Origin of the sequence: Thauera sp. (genome assembly GCF_047601425.1) — a bacterium.
In the GTDB taxonomy this organism is placed as follows: domain Bacteria; phylum Pseudomonadota; class Gammaproteobacteria; order Burkholderiales; family Rhodocyclaceae; genus Thauera.
In genome coordinates this window covers 516,522-536,199 of sequence record NZ_JASGJL010000002.1, presented here as the reverse complement: position 1 = coordinate 536,199, position 19,678 = coordinate 516,522, and the positions used below count along the sequence as shown (strand labels likewise).

The 19,678-nt window shown below is 67.6% G+C and carries 15 protein-coding genes; 8 read left to right on the top strand and 7 right to left on the bottom strand.

All coding sequences use genetic code 11. The features are described 5' to 3' along the window. Window positions 1-8: 8 nt before the first annotated feature. The 3 genes from QM748_RS19015 to QM748_RS19005 all read right to left on the bottom strand — a co-directional run bounded on the left by QM748_RS19015 (window position 9) and on the right by QM748_RS19005 (window position 3,535). Entirely contained in the window at window positions 9-1,379 is a 1,371-nt protein-coding gene (locus QM748_RS19015) for an MmgE/PrpD family protein (protein WP_415248552.1), read from the bottom strand. A 19-nt stretch (window positions 1,380-1,398) separates the two neighbouring features. Next, window positions 1,399-2,565: an acyl-CoA dehydrogenase family protein gene (locus QM748_RS19010; RefSeq protein ID WP_415248551.1), complete on the bottom strand. Its 1,167-nt coding sequence runs from the start codon at window positions 2,563-2,565 to the stop codon at window positions 1,399-1,401. Between the two features lie 109 nt (window positions 2,566-2,674). Beyond that, window positions 2,675-3,535: a MaoC family dehydratase N-terminal domain-containing protein gene (locus QM748_RS19005; protein WP_415248550.1), complete on the bottom strand. Its 861-nt coding sequence runs from the start codon at window positions 3,533-3,535 to the stop codon at window positions 2,675-2,677. A gap of 162 nt (window positions 3,536-3,697) precedes the next feature. On the opposite strand from QM748_RS19005, the gene QM748_RS19000 reads away from it, so the two are divergent. Further along, a complete protein-coding gene (locus QM748_RS19000; protein ID WP_415248549.1) occupies window positions 3,698-4,633 on the top strand; it encodes a LysR substrate-binding domain-containing protein in 936 nt (311 codons plus the stop codon). A 130-nt stretch (window positions 4,634-4,763) separates the two neighbouring features. Here QM748_RS19000 and QM748_RS18995 read toward each other — a convergent pair whose 3' ends face one another. The 3 genes from QM748_RS18995 to QM748_RS18985 all read right to left on the bottom strand — a co-directional run bounded on the left by QM748_RS18995 (window position 4,764) and on the right by QM748_RS18985 (window position 7,336). Beyond that, window positions 4,764-5,693, bottom strand: coding sequence for an electron transfer flavoprotein subunit alpha/FixB family protein (locus QM748_RS18995; RefSeq protein ID WP_415248548.1), 930 nt, complete (start codon window positions 5,691-5,693; stop codon window positions 4,764-4,766). Window positions 5,694-5,695: 2 nt separating this feature from the next. After that, window positions 5,696-6,445: an electron transfer flavoprotein subunit beta/FixA family protein gene (locus QM748_RS18990; protein ID WP_415246002.1), complete on the bottom strand. Its 750-nt coding sequence runs from the start codon at window positions 6,443-6,445 to the stop codon at window positions 5,696-5,698. A 147-nt stretch (window positions 6,446-6,592) separates the two neighbouring features. After that, window positions 6,593-7,336 (bottom strand): response regulator, encoded by a 744-nt coding sequence (locus QM748_RS18985; protein WP_415248547.1) that lies wholly within the window; start codon window positions 7,334-7,336, stop codon window positions 6,593-6,595. Between the two features lie 295 nt (window positions 7,337-7,631). Between QM748_RS18985 and QM748_RS18980 the strand changes: the two genes are divergently transcribed. The 7 genes from QM748_RS18980 (at window position 7,632) to QM748_RS18950 (ending at window position 17,625) form a co-directional block, all read left to right on the top strand. Further along, a complete protein-coding gene (locus tag QM748_RS18980; protein WP_415248546.1) occupies window positions 7,632-9,860 on the top strand; it encodes a FepA family TonB-dependent siderophore receptor in 2,229 nt (742 codons plus the stop codon). 333 nt (window positions 9,861-10,193) lie between these two features. After that, entirely contained in the window at window positions 10,194-12,425 is a 2,232-nt protein-coding gene (locus tag QM748_RS18975; protein ID WP_415248545.1) for a FepA family TonB-dependent siderophore receptor, read from the top strand. A 92-nt stretch (window positions 12,426-12,517) separates the two neighbouring features. Beyond that, window positions 12,518-13,456, top strand: a complete 939-nt coding sequence (locus QM748_RS18970) for an alpha/beta hydrolase (RefSeq protein WP_415248544.1) — start codon at window positions 12,518-12,520, stop codon at window positions 13,454-13,456. Continuing rightward, window positions 13,453-14,937 carry a class I SAM-dependent methyltransferase gene (locus QM748_RS18965; RefSeq protein ID WP_415248543.1) on the top strand — a complete coding sequence of 495 codons (1,485 nt, stop codon included), beginning with the start codon at window positions 13,453-13,455 and terminating at the stop codon, window positions 14,935-14,937. The genes QM748_RS18970 and QM748_RS18965 overlap by 4 nt, the downstream gene beginning before the upstream one ends. A gap of 59 nt (window positions 14,938-14,996) precedes the next feature. Further along, window positions 14,997-15,323 carry an iron transporter gene (locus QM748_RS18960; RefSeq protein WP_415248542.1) on the top strand — a complete coding sequence of 109 codons (327 nt, stop codon included), beginning with the start codon at window positions 14,997-14,999 and terminating at the stop codon, window positions 15,321-15,323. After that, entirely contained in the window at window positions 15,320-17,281 is a 1,962-nt protein-coding gene (locus tag QM748_RS18955; protein WP_415248541.1) for a PepSY-associated TM helix domain-containing protein, read from the top strand. The genes QM748_RS18960 and QM748_RS18955 overlap by 4 nt, the downstream gene beginning before the upstream one ends. Next, window positions 17,278-17,625 carry a DUF3325 domain-containing protein gene (locus QM748_RS18950; RefSeq protein WP_415248540.1) on the top strand — a complete coding sequence of 116 codons (348 nt, stop codon included), beginning with the start codon at window positions 17,278-17,280 and terminating at the stop codon, window positions 17,623-17,625. The genes QM748_RS18955 and QM748_RS18950 overlap by 4 nt, the downstream gene beginning before the upstream one ends. A 196-nt stretch (window positions 17,626-17,821) precedes the next feature. Here QM748_RS18950 and glmS read toward each other — a convergent pair whose 3' ends face one another. Then, window positions 17,822-19,648, bottom strand: coding sequence for a glutamine--fructose-6-phosphate transaminase (isomerizing) (gene glmS, locus QM748_RS18945; RefSeq protein ID WP_415248539.1), 1,827 nt, complete (start codon window positions 19,646-19,648; stop codon window positions 17,822-17,824). Window positions 19,649-19,678 lie beyond the last annotated feature (30 nt).

Sequence of the window (19,678 nt, the reverse complement as noted above, 5' to 3'; positions counted from 1 at the left end):
TCCGTCTCTCATGCAGATGGAAGAAGCGCGCCGATGCGCGGCGCGGCATGCAGTTGCCACACTTGCTCGATCAGGGCATCGATCTCGGCCCGGCTGGCGGCACCGGAGAAGGCCGCCAGCCGGCGCGCCTTGTCGGCCAGTTCGGCGCGCGACAAGGTGTTGCCCGGGTCGCCCTTGGGGTCGTCGATCGCGCCGGCGAAGCAGGCGCCGGACTTCGTCCTGACCTCGACCCGTCCCAGCCAGCGGTTGGGATAGGCGGCATCGACCTCGTCGTCGAGCGCCATGCTGACCTTGTCTCGGAAGGCGGCAACCGCCGGGTCGCTCAGCGCGTGGTCGCGGAAGCTCTCGAGGCCGGCATCGCCGTGCACCGCGAGCAGGCCCAGCACCGTGCCCATCGAGAACTTGGCCTGGTGCACGGTCGTCGGCACATCGACGACGCCGAGCACGTCGATCGCGCCCTTGTGCACCCGGGTCAGCACGGCTTCGATGTCGTCGGGCGCCAGGCCTTCGCGCTGCATCACCGCCTGCAGCGCATCCGCCGCCGGGTGGGTGTGGCGGCAGGAGGCGTGGAACTTGAACGAGGTTTCGAGCAGGGCCCAGCGGCTGCCGAGCCGGTCGCCGAGGCGTGCCGGATCGGCATCGGAGGACATGCCGGCGGCCATGCCCTTGTCGCCGTCGAGGATGCGCCGCGCCGCGGTCACGCCATCGCGCGCCAGATAGGCGGCCGCCAGCCCGCTGGCCGCCGCATGCGCGGTGTGGAGCTGCTTGGAGTCGGCGGCGTCGCGCAGGAATTCCCACAGGCCCGCGGCCTGGGTGCCGGCCGAACCGATGGCGTTGCTCATCTGCTCCGGCGTCAGCTTCAGCACATGGCCGGCGGCAACGGCGGCGGCCAGCGTGCCGACCGTGGCCGTGGTGTGGAAGATGCGGTAGTGCGAACGGCCGAGGAATTCGCCGATGCGGATGCCCGCCTCGTAGCCGGCGACGCAGGCGGCGATGAGCTCTTCGCCCGAGGCGCCCGCGTCCTGCGCCGCTGCCAGCGCGGCGGGAAACACCACCGTCGCCGGATGCAGCACCGAGCTGTTGTGCAGGTCGTCCTGCTCCACCAGGTGCGAGGACGCCGCATTCACCCAGGCGGCGAAATACGGCGAGCTGCGGCCGCGGCTGGCCAGCACTTCGGCAGCCCCGTCGGCCGGCCCCATGGCACGGGCGAAGGCTTCGAACTGCGGCAGCGGGTGCATGCCTTTCGCCGCCAGCGCCGAGGCGAGCCAGTCGAGGAAGAGCTCCTCGCAGCGTTCCACCACCGGCATGGGCAGGTGCTCGTAGCGCAGGCCGGCGACGAAGGCGCACAGCGCCTCGGCGGGCGTGTTCCGATCGGTCATCGTGCAAGCTCCTCTGGACTCAGAACGAACGCGGCAGCCCGAGCAGGTGCTCGGCGACGTAGGAGAAGATCAGGTTGGTCGAGATCGGCGCCACCTGGTACAGGCGGGTCTCGCGGAACTTGCGCTCGATGTCGTACTCGTTGGCGAAGCCGAAGCCGCCATGGGTCTGCATGCAGACGTTGGCCGCTTCCCACGAGGCCTTGGCGGCGAGGTACTTGGCCATGTTGGCCTGGGCACCGCAGGGCTGGTGGGCGTCGAACAGCTCGCAGGCCTTGAAGCGCATCAGGTTGGCGGCCTCGATCTCGATGAAGGCATCGGCGATCGGAAACTGCACGCCCTGGTTCTTGCCGATCGGGCGGTCGAAGACGACGCGCTCGTTGGCGTACTTCACCGCGCGCTCGATGAACCAGTAGCCGTCGCCGATGCACTCGGCGGCGATCAGCGTGCGCTCGGCGTTCAGGCCGTCGAGGATGTACTTGAAGCCCTTGCCCTCTTCGCCGATCAGGTTCTCCTCGGGAATCTCGAGGTTGTCGAAGAACAGCTCGTTGGTCTCGTGGTTGACCAGGTTGGGAATCGGCCGGACGGTCAGGCCCTTGTCGATCGCGTCCTTCAGCTCGACGATGAAGATCGACATGCCTTCGGACTTCTTCTTCACCTCGGCCAGCGGCGTGGTGCGCGCCAGCAGGATCATCAGGTCCGAGTGCTGCACGCGGGAGATCCAGACCTTCTGGCCATTGACGACGTAGCGGCCGTCCTTCTTCACCGCCACGGTCTTGATCTTGGTGGTGTCGGTGCCGGTGGTCGGCTCGGTGACCGCCATCGACTGGATGCGCAGCTTGCCGGCGGCGATGTCCGGCAGGTACTTCTCCTTCTGCGCCTTGCTGCCGTTGCGCAGCAGCGTGCCCATGTTGTACATCTGGCCATGCACCGCGCCGGAGTTGCCGCCCGAGCGGTTGATCTCTTCCATGATCACCGAGGCCGCGGTGAGGCCGAGGCCGGAGCCGCCGTATTCCTCCGGAATCATCGCCGACAGCCAGCCGGCGCCGATCAGGGCATCGACGAAGGCTTCGGGGTAGCCGCGCTGCTCGTCGATCTTGCGGAAGTATTCATCGGGAAATTCCGCGCACAGGCTGCGCACGGCATCGCGGATGTCCTGGTGCTGGTCGGGGGCGTTCATGGCGGACATGGCTGTCTCCTGTCTGTATGCGGGGGAATCGCGGCGAAGCAACTCCCTGCGCTTCATTGCCGAAGCGCATCGGTCGGTGAAAAAGGAAAACGGGGAAACCGGGCGGGGCTTACTCGAAGCCGACGGTGGCCTTCATCGTCATGCGGCCGTTCTCGTCGGTCCAGAGCTCGGCGCCGCCTGGCCCGGTGATGCGGCCGCAGACGTCGAAGCGCTGGGTATCGAACAAGGGCCCGACGGCACGGAACGAGAAGCTCGTGACGCGCTTGTCCGGATGGGCTGCGCGGAAGGCCTCGAGCAGCAGGGTCGCCGTCAGCGGGCCATGGACGATCAGGCCGGGGTAGCCTTCGACCCCGGTCACGTAGGGATGGTCGTAGTGGATGCGGTGGCCGTTGAAGGTCAGCGCCGAGTAGCGGAACAGCAGCACCGGATCGGGATCGATGGTGCTGCGGAAATCGCATTCCGCCGGCACGGCCTCGCCCGCCGGCTTGCCGCCGCCGGGCGAGGCGTTGCGGTAAACGATGTCGTGCTCCTCGACCAGCACCGTGTCGCCGCCAGCGCCGGAGAGGGTGTGCTCGACGGTGACGAAGACGAGGTCGCCGGTCCGGCCCGACTTGCGCTCGCAGCTCAGGATGCGGGACAGCCGGCGCAGGCTTTCACCGACACGCAAGGGACGCACGAAGCTCAGCCGGCCCCCGGCCCACATCCGGTTCGGCAGTTCGACCGGCGGCAGGAAGCCGCCGCGGCGGGGATGGCCGTCGGGGCCGATCTCGCTGGCGCGGGCATTGGGCGTGAAATAAACCCAGTGCCACAGCGGCGCCAGCGCATCGCCTTCGCCGATCGCAGCAGGGTCATGGTCGAGCGTCGCGGCCAGGGCCTGCGCGATGCGAAGATCGACGCGGTCGGTCCGGATCTCTTCCCGCCCCACCCATGCCGACAGATCGGCGTTGCTGCTGCTGGCCCCTGCCTCCATAAACCCTCCTTTTTTGCTCATACGTTTTTATGTGGGAACATGATCCGCCCGGCGCTGCCCGATCACAATTCGCCATTCCTTTACCCCGCCTTAAGGACAAATGAAGTCTCGGCGGCACGCTCAGGCGATACCCTCTGGTTCACCGACAGCCGGCACCACAGCATGAATATCGACCTGCGCGACCTGACCCTCTTCAATCTGATCGCGGAAACCAAGAGCCTGACCCGGGCGGCGGAGCGCAACCACCTGTCGCTGCCCGCCGTCAGCGCACGGGTGAAGGACCTGGAAGCCAATGCCGGCGTGCGGCTGCTGTACCGCACGCCGCGCGGCGTGGCGCTGACACCGGCTGGCCAGAGCCTGCTGCGGCATGCGCGCACGGTGCTGAGCGAGATCGAGCACATGAAGTCCGAACTGCAGCGCTTCGGCGAAGGCGTGCAGGGCAGCATCCGGGTGTTCGCCAACACCACCGCCGTGGTCGAGTTCATGCCCGAAGTGCTCGCCACCTTCCTTGCCGCGCATCCCAAGGTGGACGTCAACCTGCAGGAGCGCCCCACCGCCGAGATCATCCGCGGCGTGCTGGACGGCACCACCGACCTGGGCATCACCTCCGGGCCGGTCGCGGCCGACGGCATCGACATCCATACCTTCAGTTCGGACCACCTGGTGCTGGCCGTCACCCCGGGGCATGAACTCGATGCACAGGACAAGGTCCGCTTCGCCGACGTCATCGGCTACGACTACATCGGCCTCCACCAGGGCAGCACCCTGCAGCACTTCGTCGACCAGTTGATGCTGAACGCGCGGCGGCGGCTGCACATGCGGGTGCAGGTGAGCAACTTCGAATCCTTGTGCCGGATGGTGGAAGCCGGGGTCGGCATCGGCATCGTCCCCGAGTCCGCCGCGCTGCGGAACCTCAGGACCATGAACATCTCGGTCAAGCCGCTCGACGAGGAATGGGCAGTGCGCGAACGCCACGTGCTGTCGCGCCGCAGCGACGCGCTGCCGAGCTACACCCAGGCCTTGATCGACAGCATCATGAACTACCCCGGCCATGCCGCAAGCCGTGCGGCCGGCAAGCAGCCCAGACCACACTCCTGACAAAAAAACCGGCCCTGCGCATGGTGCTGCGCAGGGCCGAAGCTCGTACCGGAAACCCGGGGAGAGGGAGGGAGACGGGTCTCCGGACAAAGCGAAACCAGGGCGGCCCTGCCGCCACGGCATGACTGGATCAGACGGCCGCGGTGAGTTCCGGCACGACCTCGAACAGATCGCCCACCAGGCCGTAGTCGGCCACCTGGAAGATCGGCGCCTCCGGGTCCTTGTTGATCGCCACGATCACCTTCGAGTCCTTCATCCCCGCCAGGTGCTGGATCGCCCCCGAGATGCCCACCGCGATGTACAGCTGCGGCGCCACGATCTTGCCCGTCTGGCCCACCTGGTAGTCGTTGGGCACGTAGCCCGCATCGACCGCCGCACGGCTCGCGCCCAGCGCCGCCCCCAGCTTGTCCGCCAGCGGCTCGAGCAGCGTGTGGTAGTTCTCGCCGCTGCCCACGCCACGGCCGCCCGAGACGATGATCCTGGCCGCACCCAGCTCGGGGCGCTCGCTCTTGGTCAGCTCGCGGCTGACCAGCGCCGCCACGCCCAGGTCGGCTCCCGCCGCCAGCGCCTCGACCGGGGCGGCACCGCCTTCTGCGGCCGCATCGAAGGCGGTGGTGCGCACCGTGATGACCTTGATCGCGTCGGCGCTCCTGACCGTCGCCAGCGCGTTGCCGGCGTAGATCGGGCGCACGAAGGTGTCGGCGCTTTCGATGGCGACGATGTCGCTGATCTGCGCCACGTCCAGCAGCGCCGCCACCCGCGGCAGCATGTTCTTGCCGTTCGGCGTCGCCGGCGCCAGCACGTGGCTGTAGTTCGGCGCGAGGCCCTTGACCAGTTCGGCGACGTTCTCCGCCGTCTGCGCTTCGTAGTGCGGCGCATCGCACGCCAGTACCTTGGCCACGCCGGCGATCTTCGCCGCCGCCTCGGCCGCCGCGCCGCAGCCGGCACCGGCCACCAGCACGTGGATGTCGCCGCCCAGCTTGGCCGCCGCGGTCACGGTGTTGAGCGTGGCGGCCTTGAGCGATTGGTTGTCGTGTTCGGCAATGACGAGAATGGCCATGTTCAGATCACCTTCGCAACGTTCTTGAGTTTGTCGACCAGTTGGGCGACGTCCGCCACCCGCTCTCCCGCGCTGCGCTTGGGCGGTTCGGCCACTTTCAGCGTCTGCAGCCGCGGCGCCACGTCCACGCCCAGCTCTTCCGGCTTCAGCGTGTCGAGCGGCTTCTTCTTCGCCTTCATGATGTTGGGCAGCGTCGCGTAGCGCGGCTCGTTGAGCCGCAGGTCCGTCGTCACCACCGCCGGCAGCGCGATCGACAGCGTCTCCAGCCCACCGTCGATCTCGCGCGTGACCTGTGCCTTGCCGTCCGCGATCACCAGCTTCGAGGCAAACGTCGCCTGCGGCCAGCCCGCCAGCGCCGCCAGCATCTGCCCGGTCTGGTTGGCGTCGTCGTCGATCGCCTGCTTGCCGCCAATCACCAGCGCCGGCTGTTCCCTGTCGGCCACCGCCTTCAGCAGCTTGGCCACCGCCAGCGGCTGCAGCTCGGCATCCGTCTCGACCAGGATCGCGCGGTCGGCGCCGATCGCCAGCGCCGCGCGCAGCGTCTCCTGGCACGCCCCCACGCCGCAGCTCACCGCCACCACCTCCGTGGCCACCCCGGCTTCCTTCAGCCGAACCGCCTCTTCCACCGCAATCTCGTCGAACGGGTTCATGCTCATCTTGACGTTGGCAATATCCACGCCACTGCCGTCGGCCTTGACGCGAACCTTCACGTTGTAATCGACAACGCGTTTCACGGGTACCAGGATCTTCAATGTCATCCTCCTTGTTCTGATGTCCGGGCCTATGCCCCGAACGGAAGCAGTTTAGTTTTTCCACACCCGCAGCAGATTCACCATTTCCGAATACCCGCTTCAGCAGGCTCGAAGCGGCGGACAGGCTCTTCGCCAGCGGAAGCGTGCTCAGGCACTCATGCGTGTCACTTCGGCCGACAGCAGGTAGCCGTCGCCCCAGGCCGTGCGCAACAGGCGCGGGCGGCGCGGGTCCTCCTCGATCTTCTTGCGCAGACGGCTGACCTGGGTGTCGATGCTGCGGTCGAAGGCGCCGTGCTCATCACGATGAGTGAGGTCGAGCAGGCGTTCGCGGCTCAGCACGGTGTTGGGATGCTCGGCCAGGACGAGCAGCAGGCGGAACTCGACTGCACTCAGTTCGACGATGCGGCCATCCCGATGCGACAGCGCGCGCCGGCTGATATCCAGGGTCCAGGCATCGAAGCTCAGATAGCGCGCCTCGCTCGCTGCCGGCGCAATGGCTTCGGCGCTGCGCATCGCATTGCGCATCCGGCGCAGCACGGTCTTGATGCGCGCCACGAGTTCGCGCGGATCGAAGGGCTTGATGATGTAGTCGTCGGCGCCCAGTTCCAGCGCCGCCACACAGTCCGCCGGATCGGCCAGCACCGACAGCAGGATGACCGGCAGCTTCAAGTGCTCATACAGATAGCGGCACAGCGACAGCCCGTCCTCGTCCGGCAGCATGACCTCGGCGAGCGCCAGATCGAAACGTTCGCGCGCCAGCAGGCCGCGGCCGGTACAGGCATCGGCAGCCGTGCTCACCTCCATGCCATAGCGGCCCAGGTAGCTGGTCAGCAAGGAGCGGATCTCGGGATCGTCATCGATGAGCAGGATGCGTGGAGCGTCAGTCGGCACGATGATTCATCCGGAATGCCGCGCCGCGGCCGGTTTCGGACGGGAGCGTTCGAGCAGGGAAGTGCCGTTGTCCATGGGTATCCGCCGATGGCTTGCCCGGCGCGCGCCTTGCGGACAGGCACATTCGCGCAACGGCACAGTCATGACACACATTTTCCACATTCTGACAAACAATTACAGTTATTAATGATTATGATTCTTATTTCTTTATCTATCCGGGCACACGATTCTACCCGCAGTCATGCTGGTGGCGTTGCCGTGCCGCGTATTTTTACTTCCGCCAGCGAGAACGACGATGCATCACGCTTCCCCCAGCCTCCTCATTCCACGCCGTCTGAGGCCATTGGCAGCAGCCATCGGCCTTGCCTGCCTCTCCTCGCACACCGCATTCGCCCAGGACGCCACGCTCGCCGAGGTACAGGTGCTCGGTACCGCCGAAGAACAACTGCGCCAGGCACCCGGCGTCTCGGTCATCACCGAGGAAGACATCGCCGAACGTCCGCCGGCCAACGACCTGTCGGAACTGATCCGCACCATGCCCGGCGTCAACCTGACAGGCAACAGTTCCTCCGGCGCCTACGGCAACAACCGCCAGATCGACCTGCGCGGCATGGGCCCGGAAAACACCATGATCCTGATCGACGGCAAGCCGGTCAGCTCGCGCAACTCGGTACGCATGGGCCGCAACGGCGAGCGCAACACGCGCGGCGACTCCAACTGGGTGCCTGCCAGCGCCGTCGAGCGCATCGAGGTGCTGCGCGGCCCCGCCGCCGCGCGCTACGGCTCCGGCGCCGCCGGCGGCGTGATCAACATCATCACCAAGCGCCCGAGCGACACCCTCAGCGGCGCGGTCACCCTGTACACGCTGGTGCCGCAGGACAAGGACTTCTCCAGCACCCAGCGCCTCGGCTTCAACCTCGCCGGCCCGCTGGCCGACAAGTTTTCCTTCCGCCTGTACGGCAACGTCGCCAAGACAGATGCCGACGAGCCCGACATCAACGCCTCGGCCGTCGTTCCCAACGCGACGCCGCCCGCCGGGCGCGAAGGCGTGCGCAACCGCGACATCAACGGCCTGCTGCGCTGGGACCTGACCGCAGGCCACGTGCTCGAATTCGAGGCCGGCTTCTCCCGCCAGGGCAACATCTACGCAGGCGACCGCCTGTTCGACAGCAGCAACGCCGCCATGCAGGAGCTGGCGAACTCCGGCGCCGAGACCAACACCATGTACCGCCGCACCGGCAGCGTCACCCACCGCGGCGACTACGGCGAAGGCCGCACTTCGCGCGTCACGCTGGCCTACGAGGGCACGACCAACCGCCGCCTGAACGAAGGCCTGGCGGGCGGCGGCGAAGGCTCGATCAGCGCCAATGCCAAGCCCTCGGAAAACCAGCTGGACCAGTACTTCCTGAACGGTGAGTTCAACACGCCGCTGGAGATCGGCGGCATCCGGCAGATGCTGACCGTCGGCTTCGAATACCGCAAGGAAAAGCTGGAAGATCCCTACGCCACCGCCCGCGGCCAGACCCTCAACAACAACCCGACGGCGATCAGCAAGTCCGACACGCGCGCCGTGTTCGTCGAGGACAACATCGCGCTGGGCAACTGGGTGGTCACCCCCGGCCTGCGCCTGGACGACCACGACAAGTTCGGCCTCAACTGGAGCCCCAGCCTGAACGCATCATGGGAAGCAACGCCCGAGATCACCGTCAAGGGCGGCATCGCACGCGTGTTCAAGGCGCCCAACCTCTACCAGTCCAATCCCAATTACCTGTACCAGACCGGCGGCAACGGCTGCCCCTACCTGCCCGACGGCACGCGCGTGCAAGGCCCCTGCTACATCTTCGGCAACGAGGATCTCGACCCCGAGATCAGCATCAACAAGGAACTGGGCGTGGCCTGGAACCGTGCCGGCTGGGGCGCGGGCCTGACCTATTTCCACAACGACTACAAGAACAAGATCATCGCCGACATGGGCGACCAGGACATCCCCGAATTCATCAACATCGGCGGCTCGCTGGTACGTCCCTTCGAATGGACCAACACCGGCAAGGCCATCATCCGCGGTTTCGAAGGCAACCTGGATGTGCCGCTGCTGGGCGATATGGGCCGCATCCTGATGCTGCGCAACAACTTCACCTACATGATCGAAAGCAAGAACAAGAACACCGGCCAGCCGCTGTCGGTGATTCCGCGCTACACGATCAACAGCACGCTGGACTGGCAGGCCACCGACAAGCTTTCGGTACTGGCCACCGCCACCTTCTACGGCAAGCAGGAACCGCGCGACCGCAACCCGGCCAACAACACCACCGTCACCGGCGACGGCCTGAAGGTCCGCAGCGCCTACGCCCTGTACGGCCTCAGCGCGGGCTACCAGTTCAACAAGACCTTCAACCTGCGCGCGGGCGTCAACAACCTGTTCGACAAACGGCTCTATCGCGCCTCGTCAGGCTCCGCCCAGGGCGCGAACACCTACAACGAGCCCGGCCGCACCTTCTACGCAACGCTGACCGCTTCGTTCTGAGCCGGCGCGGCAGCCCGGCCCGCCTTGCACTGCCTCGCGCCCGGCTTTTGCCGGGCACGATTTTCATCCTGCCCCCGGCCTGCCGCCGGACATCCTGTCCGGCACACGGACATGACGCCAGCAGCGAGGCATGAAGACGTCCGCGCGGGAATTCCCGCACCTCAGGAGGTCAAGCCAGATCGCCACAGTTTTGACACATTCAGACAAAATATGAAAATATTGAATAGGTATGATTATCATTATTTTATTTATCCTCTGGCACGACTCCGGCGGCAGCAATGCCATGGAACCGATGCCCTGAATTTTTCATCGCCCCCGCACAACGAGAACACGATGCGCCGCTCCTCTCCCAATTCCTTCACCTCGTTCCGTCTCAAGCCGCTCGTCGCCGCCATCGGCCTTGTCTGCCTTCCCGCACACAGCGCATTCGCCCAGCAAACGGCGGAAGCCGATGCCACGCTCGCCGAGGTGCAGGTGCTCGGCACCGCCGAGGAAACGCTGAAGCAGGCGCCGGGGGTCTCCGTCATCACCGCCGAGGACATCGAGAAGCGCCCGCCGGCCAACGACCTGTCCGACATCATCCGCCGCATGCCGGGCGTCAATCTCACCGGCAACGCCGCCAGCGGCGCACGGGGCAACAACCGCCAGATCGACCTGCGCGGCATGGGCCCGGAAAACACCCTGATCCTGATCGACGGCAAGCCGGTGACGTCACGCAACTCGGTGCGCTACAGCCGCAACGGCGAACGTGACACGCGCGGCGACAGCAACTGGGTGCCGGCCGAGGAAGTCGAGAGCATCGAAGTCATCCGCGGCCCGGCAGCAGCGCGCTACGGCAGCGGCGCGGCCGGCGGCGTGGTCAACCTCATCACCAAGGGCATCCCGGAAAAGCTGCGCGGCTCGGTGTCGCTATACACCAACCAGCCGGAGGATTCCGACGAGAGCGACACCCAGCGCATCAACTTCAACGCCAGCGGCCCGATCAACGACCAGTTCGGTTTCCGCGTCTATGGCAACTACAACAAGACCGATGCCGACGCGCCCGACATCAACCTCGACGAGACCGTCGGCAGCACTGCCGCCGGCCGCGAAGGGGTGAGGAACAAGGACATCAAGACCACGCTGCGCTGGAAGCCGGTGCAGGGGCAGACGATCGACTTCGACTACGGCTATTCCCGCCAGGGCAACATCTACGCCGGCGACACCAACCTGGGCTCCAGCGCCACCGACCCGAACCAGGCTACCGGCACCAACCCGGCAACCTTCCTCGGCAAGGAAACCAACACCATGACCCGCCGCACCTATGCGATCACGCACAAGGGCGACTGGGCCTTCGGCAAGTCGAGCGGCTACATCCAGTACGAGAACACGCGCAACAGCCGTCTCGGCGAAGGCTCGGCGGGCGGCGGCGAGGGCAACATCAACAGCAACCAGAAGTTCACCAGCGAGCTCGACAACCTCACCCTCAACGGCCAGGTGGATATCCCCTTCAAGCTCGGCGTCAACCACGTGCTGACCGCAGGCGTCGAATGGAACAACACGAAGCTCGACGATCCGCGCTCGGTGCAGAACGCGGTCTCCGGCGGCATCAACTGGCCCGGCGTCGTCCCCGCCGACCAGCGCGACACCGAATCCAAGGCCACGCTGACCTCGGTCTTCGTCGAAGACAACATCGAACTCACCCAGGACGTCATCCTGACCCCGGGCCTGCGCTTCGACCACCACAGCGAATTCGGCAACAACTGGAGCCCGTCCCTCAATGCGTCGTGGATGATGACGCCCGAGTTCACGCTGAAGGGCGGCGTCGCCCGCGCCTTCAAGGCCCCCAACCTGTACCAGATCAACCCCAACTATCTGTACAACACGATGGGCAATGGCTGCCCGATCGGCATGACCGGCCCATGCTACGTGCTGGGCAACCCCGATCTCGATCCGGAGGTCAGCGTCAACAAGGAAATCGGCATCAACTACACCGCCAACGGCTGGAACGCGGGCCTGACCTATTTCCACAACAAGTACAAGAACAAGATCACCTCCGGCGAGATCAACTACAACACCGGCGGGCTCGTCACCGGCTCGGTGCTGAAGTGGGAAAACGCCACCGACGCCACCATCGCCGGCGTCGAAGGCAACCTGCTGATCCCGGTCGCGCACAACATCAACTGGATCAACAACTTCACCTACATGGACAAGCACCACGACAAGAACGGCCAGCCGCTGTCCATCATTCCGAAATACACCGTCAATACCACGATGGACTGGCAGGCCACCGACAAGCTCTCCTTCGTCGTCACCGGCACCTTCTACGGCAAGCAGAAGCCGCGCACCACCAACATCAGCACCGGCGGAACGGCCACCGGCAATTCGCTGAACGAGCGCGAAGCCTACAGCCTGTGGGGCATCAGCGCCGGCTACACCTTCAGCAAGACCCTGAAGGGCCGCGTCGGCATCAGCAACCTGTTCGACAAGCGCCTGTACCGCGAAGGCAACGGCAGTTCCGCCGGCGCGAACACCTACAACGAACCCGGCCGCGCCTACTACGCAACGCTGACCGCCTCATTCTGAACCGGCAGCCGCAAAGCCCCAGGCATTGCGCTGTCCTGCGTCCGGCGAAAGCCGGACGCTTTTTGATTTTCGGCCGCCCCTGCATGCATGCGATGCGTTTCGCCCTCGTCCTGATGTCCGCCGTTCTCGCCCTGTGCGGCGGCACGGCCATCGCCCAGCCCAGCCTCGAACGCGGTCCCGAGCCGGACATCGCGGAACGGGGCTCGGCCCACTACACCTTCGAGACACTGATGCTGGAAGCCCCGGGCAGCGAGCGCCGCTACCGCATCCAGATCGCGCGCCCACGCCTGGCACCTCCGCCAGCAGGCTATCCGGCCATTTTCCTGCTCGATGGCAATGCCGCCATCGAGGCGCTCGACGACGAACTGCTGGGCGCCCTGGCCACGGCCGATCCGCCGGTGATCGTCGCCATCGGCTACGACACGCCGCTGCGCTTCGACGTCGTCGCCCGCGCCTACGACTACACGCCGCCGCTGCCCGGCGAAGGGCCACAGACCGATCCGCTCGACCCCACGCGGTCGAACGGCGGCGCCGGGCGTTTTCTCGATTTCATCCAGACCCGGGTCAGACCCGAGCTCGCCGCGCGCGTCCCGCTCGATGCCGGGCGCCAGGGCATATGGGGGCACTCCTATGGCGGCCTGTTCGTGCTCCACACCCTGCTCACGCAGCCCGCCGCGTTCAGCCACTATGCTGCCGCCAGCCCTGCACTGTGGTGGCGCGGCGGCCATCTGCTGACGCTCGAAGACGGCTTCGGCCGCAGCTTCGCCGGCCGGCATGCCCACCTGCTGGTACTCCGGGGCGGCGCCGAAGGCCGCCGGACGCGCCCTGCCCCTTCCGCCGCGCGCCTGGCCGAACGCGAGCGCGCAACGGCCGTCCTGCCCGCCGACGCCGTGCCGGCCCTCGTCTCGCGGCTGGACAAGGTGGCCGGGCTCGACGCGCAGTACCGCGAACTGCCAGACCTGGAACACGGCCCCATGCTGCCTGCGTCGCTCGCCCTCACCCTGCGCTGGATGGCGGGAGCGGCACGATGAAAGCGCGGACCGACGGCTACCACACCGGGCTCGCCTATCCGGCGCTCTTCCATCGCGAACTGACGCCGGCCTGGCTGACTGCAGTCGCCACCGCGCTGGGACATCGCGCGCCGGACGCAAGCGCTCCCTACACCTGGTGCGAACTGGGCTGCGGCCCGAGCCTGACCACACTGATATCGGCTGCGGCCAATCCCGGCGGAACGTTTCATGGCGTGGACTTCGACCCGGCGGCGATCGCACACGCCCGCGGGCTGGCCGGGCAAGCGGAACTGGACAACGCCCATTTTCTGCAGCAGAGCTTCGCCGAACTCGCCGGCGCGGAGGACAGCGCACTGCCGCAACTGGATTTCATCGTGATGCACGGTGTGCTGTCGTGGATCTCGGCCGACAACCGGCGCGCGGTGATGCGCATCGTCGAACGCTGGCTCAAGCCCGGCGGCATCGTCTGCATGGCCTACATGACCCAACCCGGCAGCGCGCCGATGATGGCGATGCAGCGCATGCTCCGGCGCAGCGCGGAGATCGCCGGCGCCACGGCGGGCCTGGCTTCGGGGCTGGCATTGATGCGCAAGCTGCGCGACGGCGGCGCCGGCCAGTTCGCCGTCGTGCCGGAACTCGGGGCGCAGCTCGACCAAGTCATGATGCATCCGCCAGGCCATCTGGCGCACGAGTTCCTGGGCGACCACTGGGAGCCGCTGCACGTGGCCGACGTGCTGGGGGCAGCGGAGCAGGCGGGATGCAGCTTCATCGGCAGCGCCACGCCCCTGGAAAACATCGACGCGGTCTCGCTGCCCGGCGGCACGCAGGCGACGATCGGCGCCCTGAGCGATGCGGCGCTGCGCGAAACGGCCAAGGACATCGCCCGCAACCAGACCCTGCGCCGCGACATCTACCAGCGCGGACCGAAACCGCTCACTCCGGCCGAACATCGCCAGGCGCTGCAGGCACGGCAGTTCGCCGCCCTGCCGGGCGCGCCTGCTGGCGGCGCATTGCGCTTCGATACCCGCATCGGCCCGGTCGACGGGCCGGCGCAGATGTTCTCGCCATTGCTGCAGGCCCTGTCCAGCGGGCCGGCCTCCTTCGGCAGCCTGCTGGCCCTGCCGGCCTATGCCGGCCACGGCGGCATGCTCAATCAGGCCTGCCAGATGCTGCTGTGGGCGGGTCATCTCCACCCCGCCTTGCCAACGGCAGCCGCCGCGCCGGCACAAAGGCTCAACCGCGCATTGTGGCGCGCGGCCGCCGCAGGCCACGGCCACGGCTGGCTAGCAGCACCGGCTCTCGGCTCCGGCCTGCCGGTGGAGCGGCCCGCCATGCTGGCCGCGCACGCTCGCGATCTCGACCCTTCGCTGCGCGGCGAAGCGCTATTGGCCGCGGTACGCGCTCTCGACCCCGAAGCCGCGGATGCAGGGCAGCTTGCCTCGTTCGAGCGCACTCTGCTGCCCGCATGGCGACAACTGGGCGTGCTTGCCGACTCGAGCTGACGCATGCCTCCAGCCCGGCGCACCGCCGTGCCGACATATCACCACCAGAGAAAACGACAATGAAACCCGCCGATACCGCCGATACCTATTCCACCTGCTTCGCCGACCATCGGCCAAGCCTCAACATCACCCTGCGCTCGATCATGGCCGTCTTCGGCAGCTATGGCGTCGCTGCGCTGGCCGCCGCTGCATTCGCGGTCGGCCTGCCGCTGCCGCGCACCGACGCGGTGATGGCCGCCATCATGCTCTCGTTCCTGATCTACACCCTCGCGGTGATCTGGGTGTTCGCCGCCGCCACGCTGCTGCGCGCGGCCGCCGGCCTGGTGATCGCCGCAGCCGTATTCGCCGCCTGGCAATGGCTGGCCGCCCCCGGAGGTGCAGCATGAGATTCGACAAGCCACGCTACTTCCGCCAGTCCATGTCCTGGGTGCACACCTGGGCCGGACTGCTGCTCGGCTGGCTGCTGTTCGCGGTATTCGTGACCGGCACCCTGTCCTTCTTCCGCAACGAGATCACCCTGTGGATGCAGCCCGAGCTGCATCGCGCCCAAAACGACGGCCAGGCCGCCGCCAATGCGCTGCGCACCCTGGAGCGCGTCGGCAGCGGCGCCCAGCAATGGTCGATCTCGCTGCCCAGCCCCCGCAGCAACGTGGTCAGCCTGAGTTGGCGCGAAGCCCAGCCCGAGCAGGCTCAGGATCCGCAAAGCCGCGGCGGCGACACGCGCGGCGGCCCCCCCCAGGGCAGCGGGGCACGTGCGGACGGACGGCCCCAGGCCGCGCGCGAAGCGGCCGAATCGGCTCCAGCCGCAGCGCGCGCGCAGGGCGAACGGAATGGCCCGCGTACTGCCGACGGCAACCGCCGGGCAGGCCGCGGCGCGGAAGCGGACGAGGGAGGCGAGGGCGAGACGCCGGCAGCCCGGCCGGCCGCAGCCCCGCAAGCCCCTGCCGCACAAGGCGGCGGCCGCCAGCAGCCCGGCGTTCATCGCGCCATCATGGACCCCGCCACCGGCGAACTGATCGAGGCCCGCCAGACCGCCGGCGGCAACTTCCTCTACCGCTTCCATTTCGAGCTGTACGGCATGGATCGCGTCTGGGGGCGCTGGATCGTCGGCATCGCCACGATGGCGATGTTCATCGCGCTCATCACCGGCGTCATCGTCCATCGCCAGATCTTCCGCGACTTCTTCACCTTCCGCCCGGCCAAGGGCAAGCGCTCGTGGCTGGATGCGCACAACGCCAGCGGCGTGCTGTCGCTGCCCTTCCACATCGTCATCACGTTTTCCGGGCTGGTGCTGCTGGGTTCGATGCTGATGCCCTCGGCCGTGTCGTCCGCCTATCCGGACGACAGCGCCGCCTATGGCCGCGAGCTGCGCGGCATGGCCAACGCCGCGCCGGCACCCCGCGCCACCGGACAGGCAGCGCCGCTCGCGCCCATCGCCCCGCTGCTCGCCGAGGCGGCACAGCGCTGGCCGGACGCTGGCGTCGGCAGCATCTCCGTCACCCATCCCGGCGACGCCGGCGCCATCATCGAACTGCGCCAGGCGCGCGGCGACAGCCTCGCCAACCGCGGCGCCACCGAACGCCTGGTGTTCAACGGCGTCAGCGGCGAGTTGATGGAAGCTCCGCCATCCACCGAGCCGTCCACCGTGCGGGCGATCCAGAACGTGCTCAGCGCCGTCCACCTGGGCCGCTTCGCCTCGCCGCTGCCGCGCTGGCTGCTGTTCCTGTCGGGCGTGCTCGGCTCGCTGATGGTCGCCAGCGGCCTGGTGCTGTGGGTCGTGTCGCGCGCCAAGGACGGACCGTCGACCGAACCCGTGCCGCGCGGCCACCGCCTGGTGCAGGTGCTCAACATCGCCGCCGTCGCCGGGCTGATGATCGCCATCGCCACCTACTTCTGGGCCAACCGCCTGATTCCGGTCGAGCAGGCCGAGCGCAACCTGTGGGAAATCCGCACGTTCTTCAGCGTGTGGGGGCTCACGCTGGTCCATGCCCTGTTCCGTCGCCACAAGCGGGCGTGGATCGAGCAGCTCGTCGCCGCCGGCGCGCTGCTCACCGCCCTGCCGCTGCTCAATGCCTTCAGCGGCGGCGCCCACCTGGGCCAAAGCCTGGCGAACGGCCAGTGGCAGGTGGCAGGCTTCGACCTGACGGTATTCGCCTGCGGCCTGCTGCTGTTCTTTGCCGCCCGCGGCGTGATCCGGCACGTGCCCCGCGCCCGCCCGAACAAGGCCCGCCCGGCGAAAGCGCCCGCGCCGACCAAGGCTGCGGCGGATGCCCCCATGGCCGATACCCCTCCTTCCACTCCTGCCGCAGCCCCGGCGCTGCGTACCGCGGAGCAGGCCGGATGAACATGCTGACACTGGACTTTCTCGCCTTCGCCCTCGCCTTCGCCGCCTTCAGTGCCATCGCCCTGGGCACCGAACGCCACTCCAAACAGGTGTTCGGCCGCCACCCCACCCCGGCAGCACGGCACACGCTGACCGCTGCCGGCTGGATCCTGCTGCTGGCCTCGCTGCCGCCGGCGCTCGCCGCACGCGGCCCCTCCATCGGCAGCCTGGCCTGGCTGGGCTATCTATCGGTGGCCAGCGTCGGCATCGGCCTGATGCTGAGCTATAGGCCGCGCCCGCTGCGCTTCGCCGCGCCGGCCTTGCTGGGGCTGGCGGTGCTGGCATGGGGCGTGGCCGGGCGCTGACAAGCCTGGACCAGGACCCCAAGACCGCCGCCCGCGTCACGAGCCGGATGTCAACGTCCGGCGTGGCGGCACTTCCTTTCCAGAGCCATGAAACGAAAACGCCTCGCAAAAAATGCGAGGCGTTTTCACAGGCCGGAAGCAGCTTTCGGCTCCAGCGCTGAATCGGCTTCAGCACCGGCGCTCGACCCCGCCCGGTTTACTCCACCGTCACCGACTTCGCCAGGTTGCGCGGCTTGTCCACGTCCGTGCCCTTGACCAGCGCGGCGTGGTAGGACAGCAGCTGCAGCGGGATCACGTGCAGCACCGGCGACAGCATGCCGTAGTGCTCGGGCATGTGCAGGATGTGCACGCCTTCGGACTCGGGGATCTCGCTGCCGGCGTCGGCGAAGACGTAGAGTTCGCCGCCGCGGGCGCGGACTTCCTGCAGGTTGGACTTGAGCTTTTCCAGCAGTTCGTCGGCGGGCGACACGGCGATGACCGGCATGTCCTTGTCCACCAGCGCCAGCGGGCCGTGCTTGAGCTCGCCGGCGGCATAGGCTTCGGCGTGGATGTAGGAGATTTCCTTGAGCTTCAGCGCGCCTTCCATCGCGATCGGCCAGTGGCTGCCGCGGCCGAGGAAGAGCGCGTGCTCCTTGCCGGCGAAGCGCTGCGCCCACTTCTCGATCTCGGGCTCGAGCTCCAGCACCTTCTGCACCGCGACCGGCAGGTGGCGCAGCGCGGTGAGGTGGCGTTCCTCGTCGGCTTCGGACAGGCGGCCCTTGATCTTGGCCAGCGCCAGCGTCAGCAGCGCGAAGGCGGCGAGCTGGGTGGTGAAGGCCTTGGTCGAGGCGACGCCGATCTCGGGGCCGGCGCGGGTGATGAAGCGCAGCGCGGTTTCGCGCACGATGGCGGATTCCGGCACGTTGCAGATCGCCAGCGTGCGCTCCATGCCGAGCGACTTGGCATGCTTGAGCGCGGCCAGGGTGTCGGCGGTCTCGCCCGACTGCGAGATGACGACGACCAGGGTGTCGGCGTCGGGCACGGATTCGCGGTAGCGGTATTCGCTGGCGATCTCGACCGTGACCGGCAGCTTGGCGATGGCTTCGATCCAGTAGCGCGCGACGAAGCCGGCGTGGTAGCTGGTGCCGCAGGCGAGGATCAGCACGCGGCGCACGCCGTCGAAGATTTCGGCCGCACGCGCGCCGAAATGCTGCGGGGAGATGCCGGCGCCGCCGGCGATCATTTCCAGCGTGTTGCCCAGCGCCTGCGGCTGCTCGAAGATTTCCTTCTGCATGTAGTGGCGGAACTGGCCCAGCTCGACCGCGTCGGCCGACAGGCTGGACAGATGCACCGGACGCTCGACCGGCGAGCCGTCGGCCAGCACCACGCGGTAGCTGTCGCGGCGCAGTTCGGCCAGGTCGCCGTCTTCCAGATAGACGACCTTGCGCGTGACCTGCAGCAGCGCGGCAGTGTCGGAAGCGGCGTACATGCCGTCCTCGCCCACGCCCAGCAGCAGCGGCGAGCCGCGGCGGGCGACGATGGCGCGGTCGGGCTCGTTTTCGGCCAGCACGCCGATGGCGTAGGCGCCGATCAGTTCGTTGGTGGTCAGACGCACCGCCTCGAACAGCTCGGGCGTGGTCTGCAGCTTGCTGTGCAGCAGGTGGGCGATGGCCTCGGTGTCGGTGTCGGAGGTGAACACGTAGCCGCGCGCCTGCAGGTCGGCCTTGATGGTCTCGAAGTTCTCGATGATGCCGTTATGCACCACCGCCAGGCCGTCGGAGATGTGCGGGTGGGCATTGCGCTCGGACGGCACGCCATGGGTGGCCCAGCGGGTGTGGGCGATGCCGATGTCGGCGGACAGCTTGCTGTCGTCGGCCAGCGCGGCGAGCTCGGCGACGCGGCCGGCGGAACGCAGGCGGGTCAGTTCGCCCGCCAGCACGGCGAGGCCGGCCGAGTCATAGCCGCGGTATTCGAGTTTGCGCAGCCCTTCCAGCAGGACGGGGACGACGTTGTTGCTTGCAATGGCGGTGACGATGCCACACATGGCGGGGCTTCCTTGAAAGTGTGATTCGTT

Bases quoted from the DNA above. Each gene is read 5' to 3' on its own strand.
- QM748_RS18955 (WP_415248541.1), top strand. From the start codon at position 15,320: ATGAGATTCGACAAGCCACGCTACTTCCGCCAGTCCATGTCCTGGGTG.
- glmS (WP_415248539.1), bottom strand. From the start codon at position 19,648: ATGTGTGGCATCGTCACCGCCATTGCAAGCAACAACGTCGTCCCCGTC.
- QM748_RS19000 (WP_415248549.1), top strand. From the start codon at position 3,698: ATGAATATCGACCTGCGCGACCTGACCCTCTTCAATCTGATCGCGGAA.
- QM748_RS18970 (WP_415248544.1), top strand. From the start codon at position 12,518: ATGCGTTTCGCCCTCGTCCTGATGTCCGCCGTTCTCGCCCTGTGCGGC.
- QM748_RS19015 (WP_415248552.1), bottom strand. From the start codon at position 1,379: ATGACCGATCGGAACACGCCCGCCGAGGCGCTGTGCGCCTTCGTCGCC.
- QM748_RS19010 (WP_415248551.1), bottom strand. From the start codon at position 2,565: ATGTCCGCCATGAACGCCCCCGACCAGCACCAGGACATCCGCGATGCC.
- QM748_RS18965 (WP_415248543.1), top strand. From the start codon at position 13,453: ATGAAAGCGCGGACCGACGGCTACCACACCGGGCTCGCCTATCCGGCG.
- QM748_RS19005 (WP_415248550.1), bottom strand. From the start codon at position 3,535: ATGGAGGCAGGGGCCAGCAGCAGCAACGCCGATCTGTCGGCATGGGTG.
- QM748_RS18960 (WP_415248542.1), top strand. From the start codon at position 14,997: ATGAAACCCGCCGATACCGCCGATACCTATTCCACCTGCTTCGCCGAC.
- QM748_RS18975 (WP_415248545.1), top strand. From the start codon at position 10,194: ATGCGCCGCTCCTCTCCCAATTCCTTCACCTCGTTCCGTCTCAAGCCG.
- QM748_RS18950 (WP_415248540.1), top strand. From the start codon at position 17,278: ATGAACATGCTGACACTGGACTTTCTCGCCTTCGCCCTCGCCTTCGCC.
- QM748_RS18995 (WP_415248548.1), bottom strand. From the start codon at position 5,693: ATGGCCATTCTCGTCATTGCCGAACACGACAACCAATCGCTCAAGGCC.
- QM748_RS18980 (WP_415248546.1), top strand. From the start codon at position 7,632: ATGCATCACGCTTCCCCCAGCCTCCTCATTCCACGCCGTCTGAGGCCA.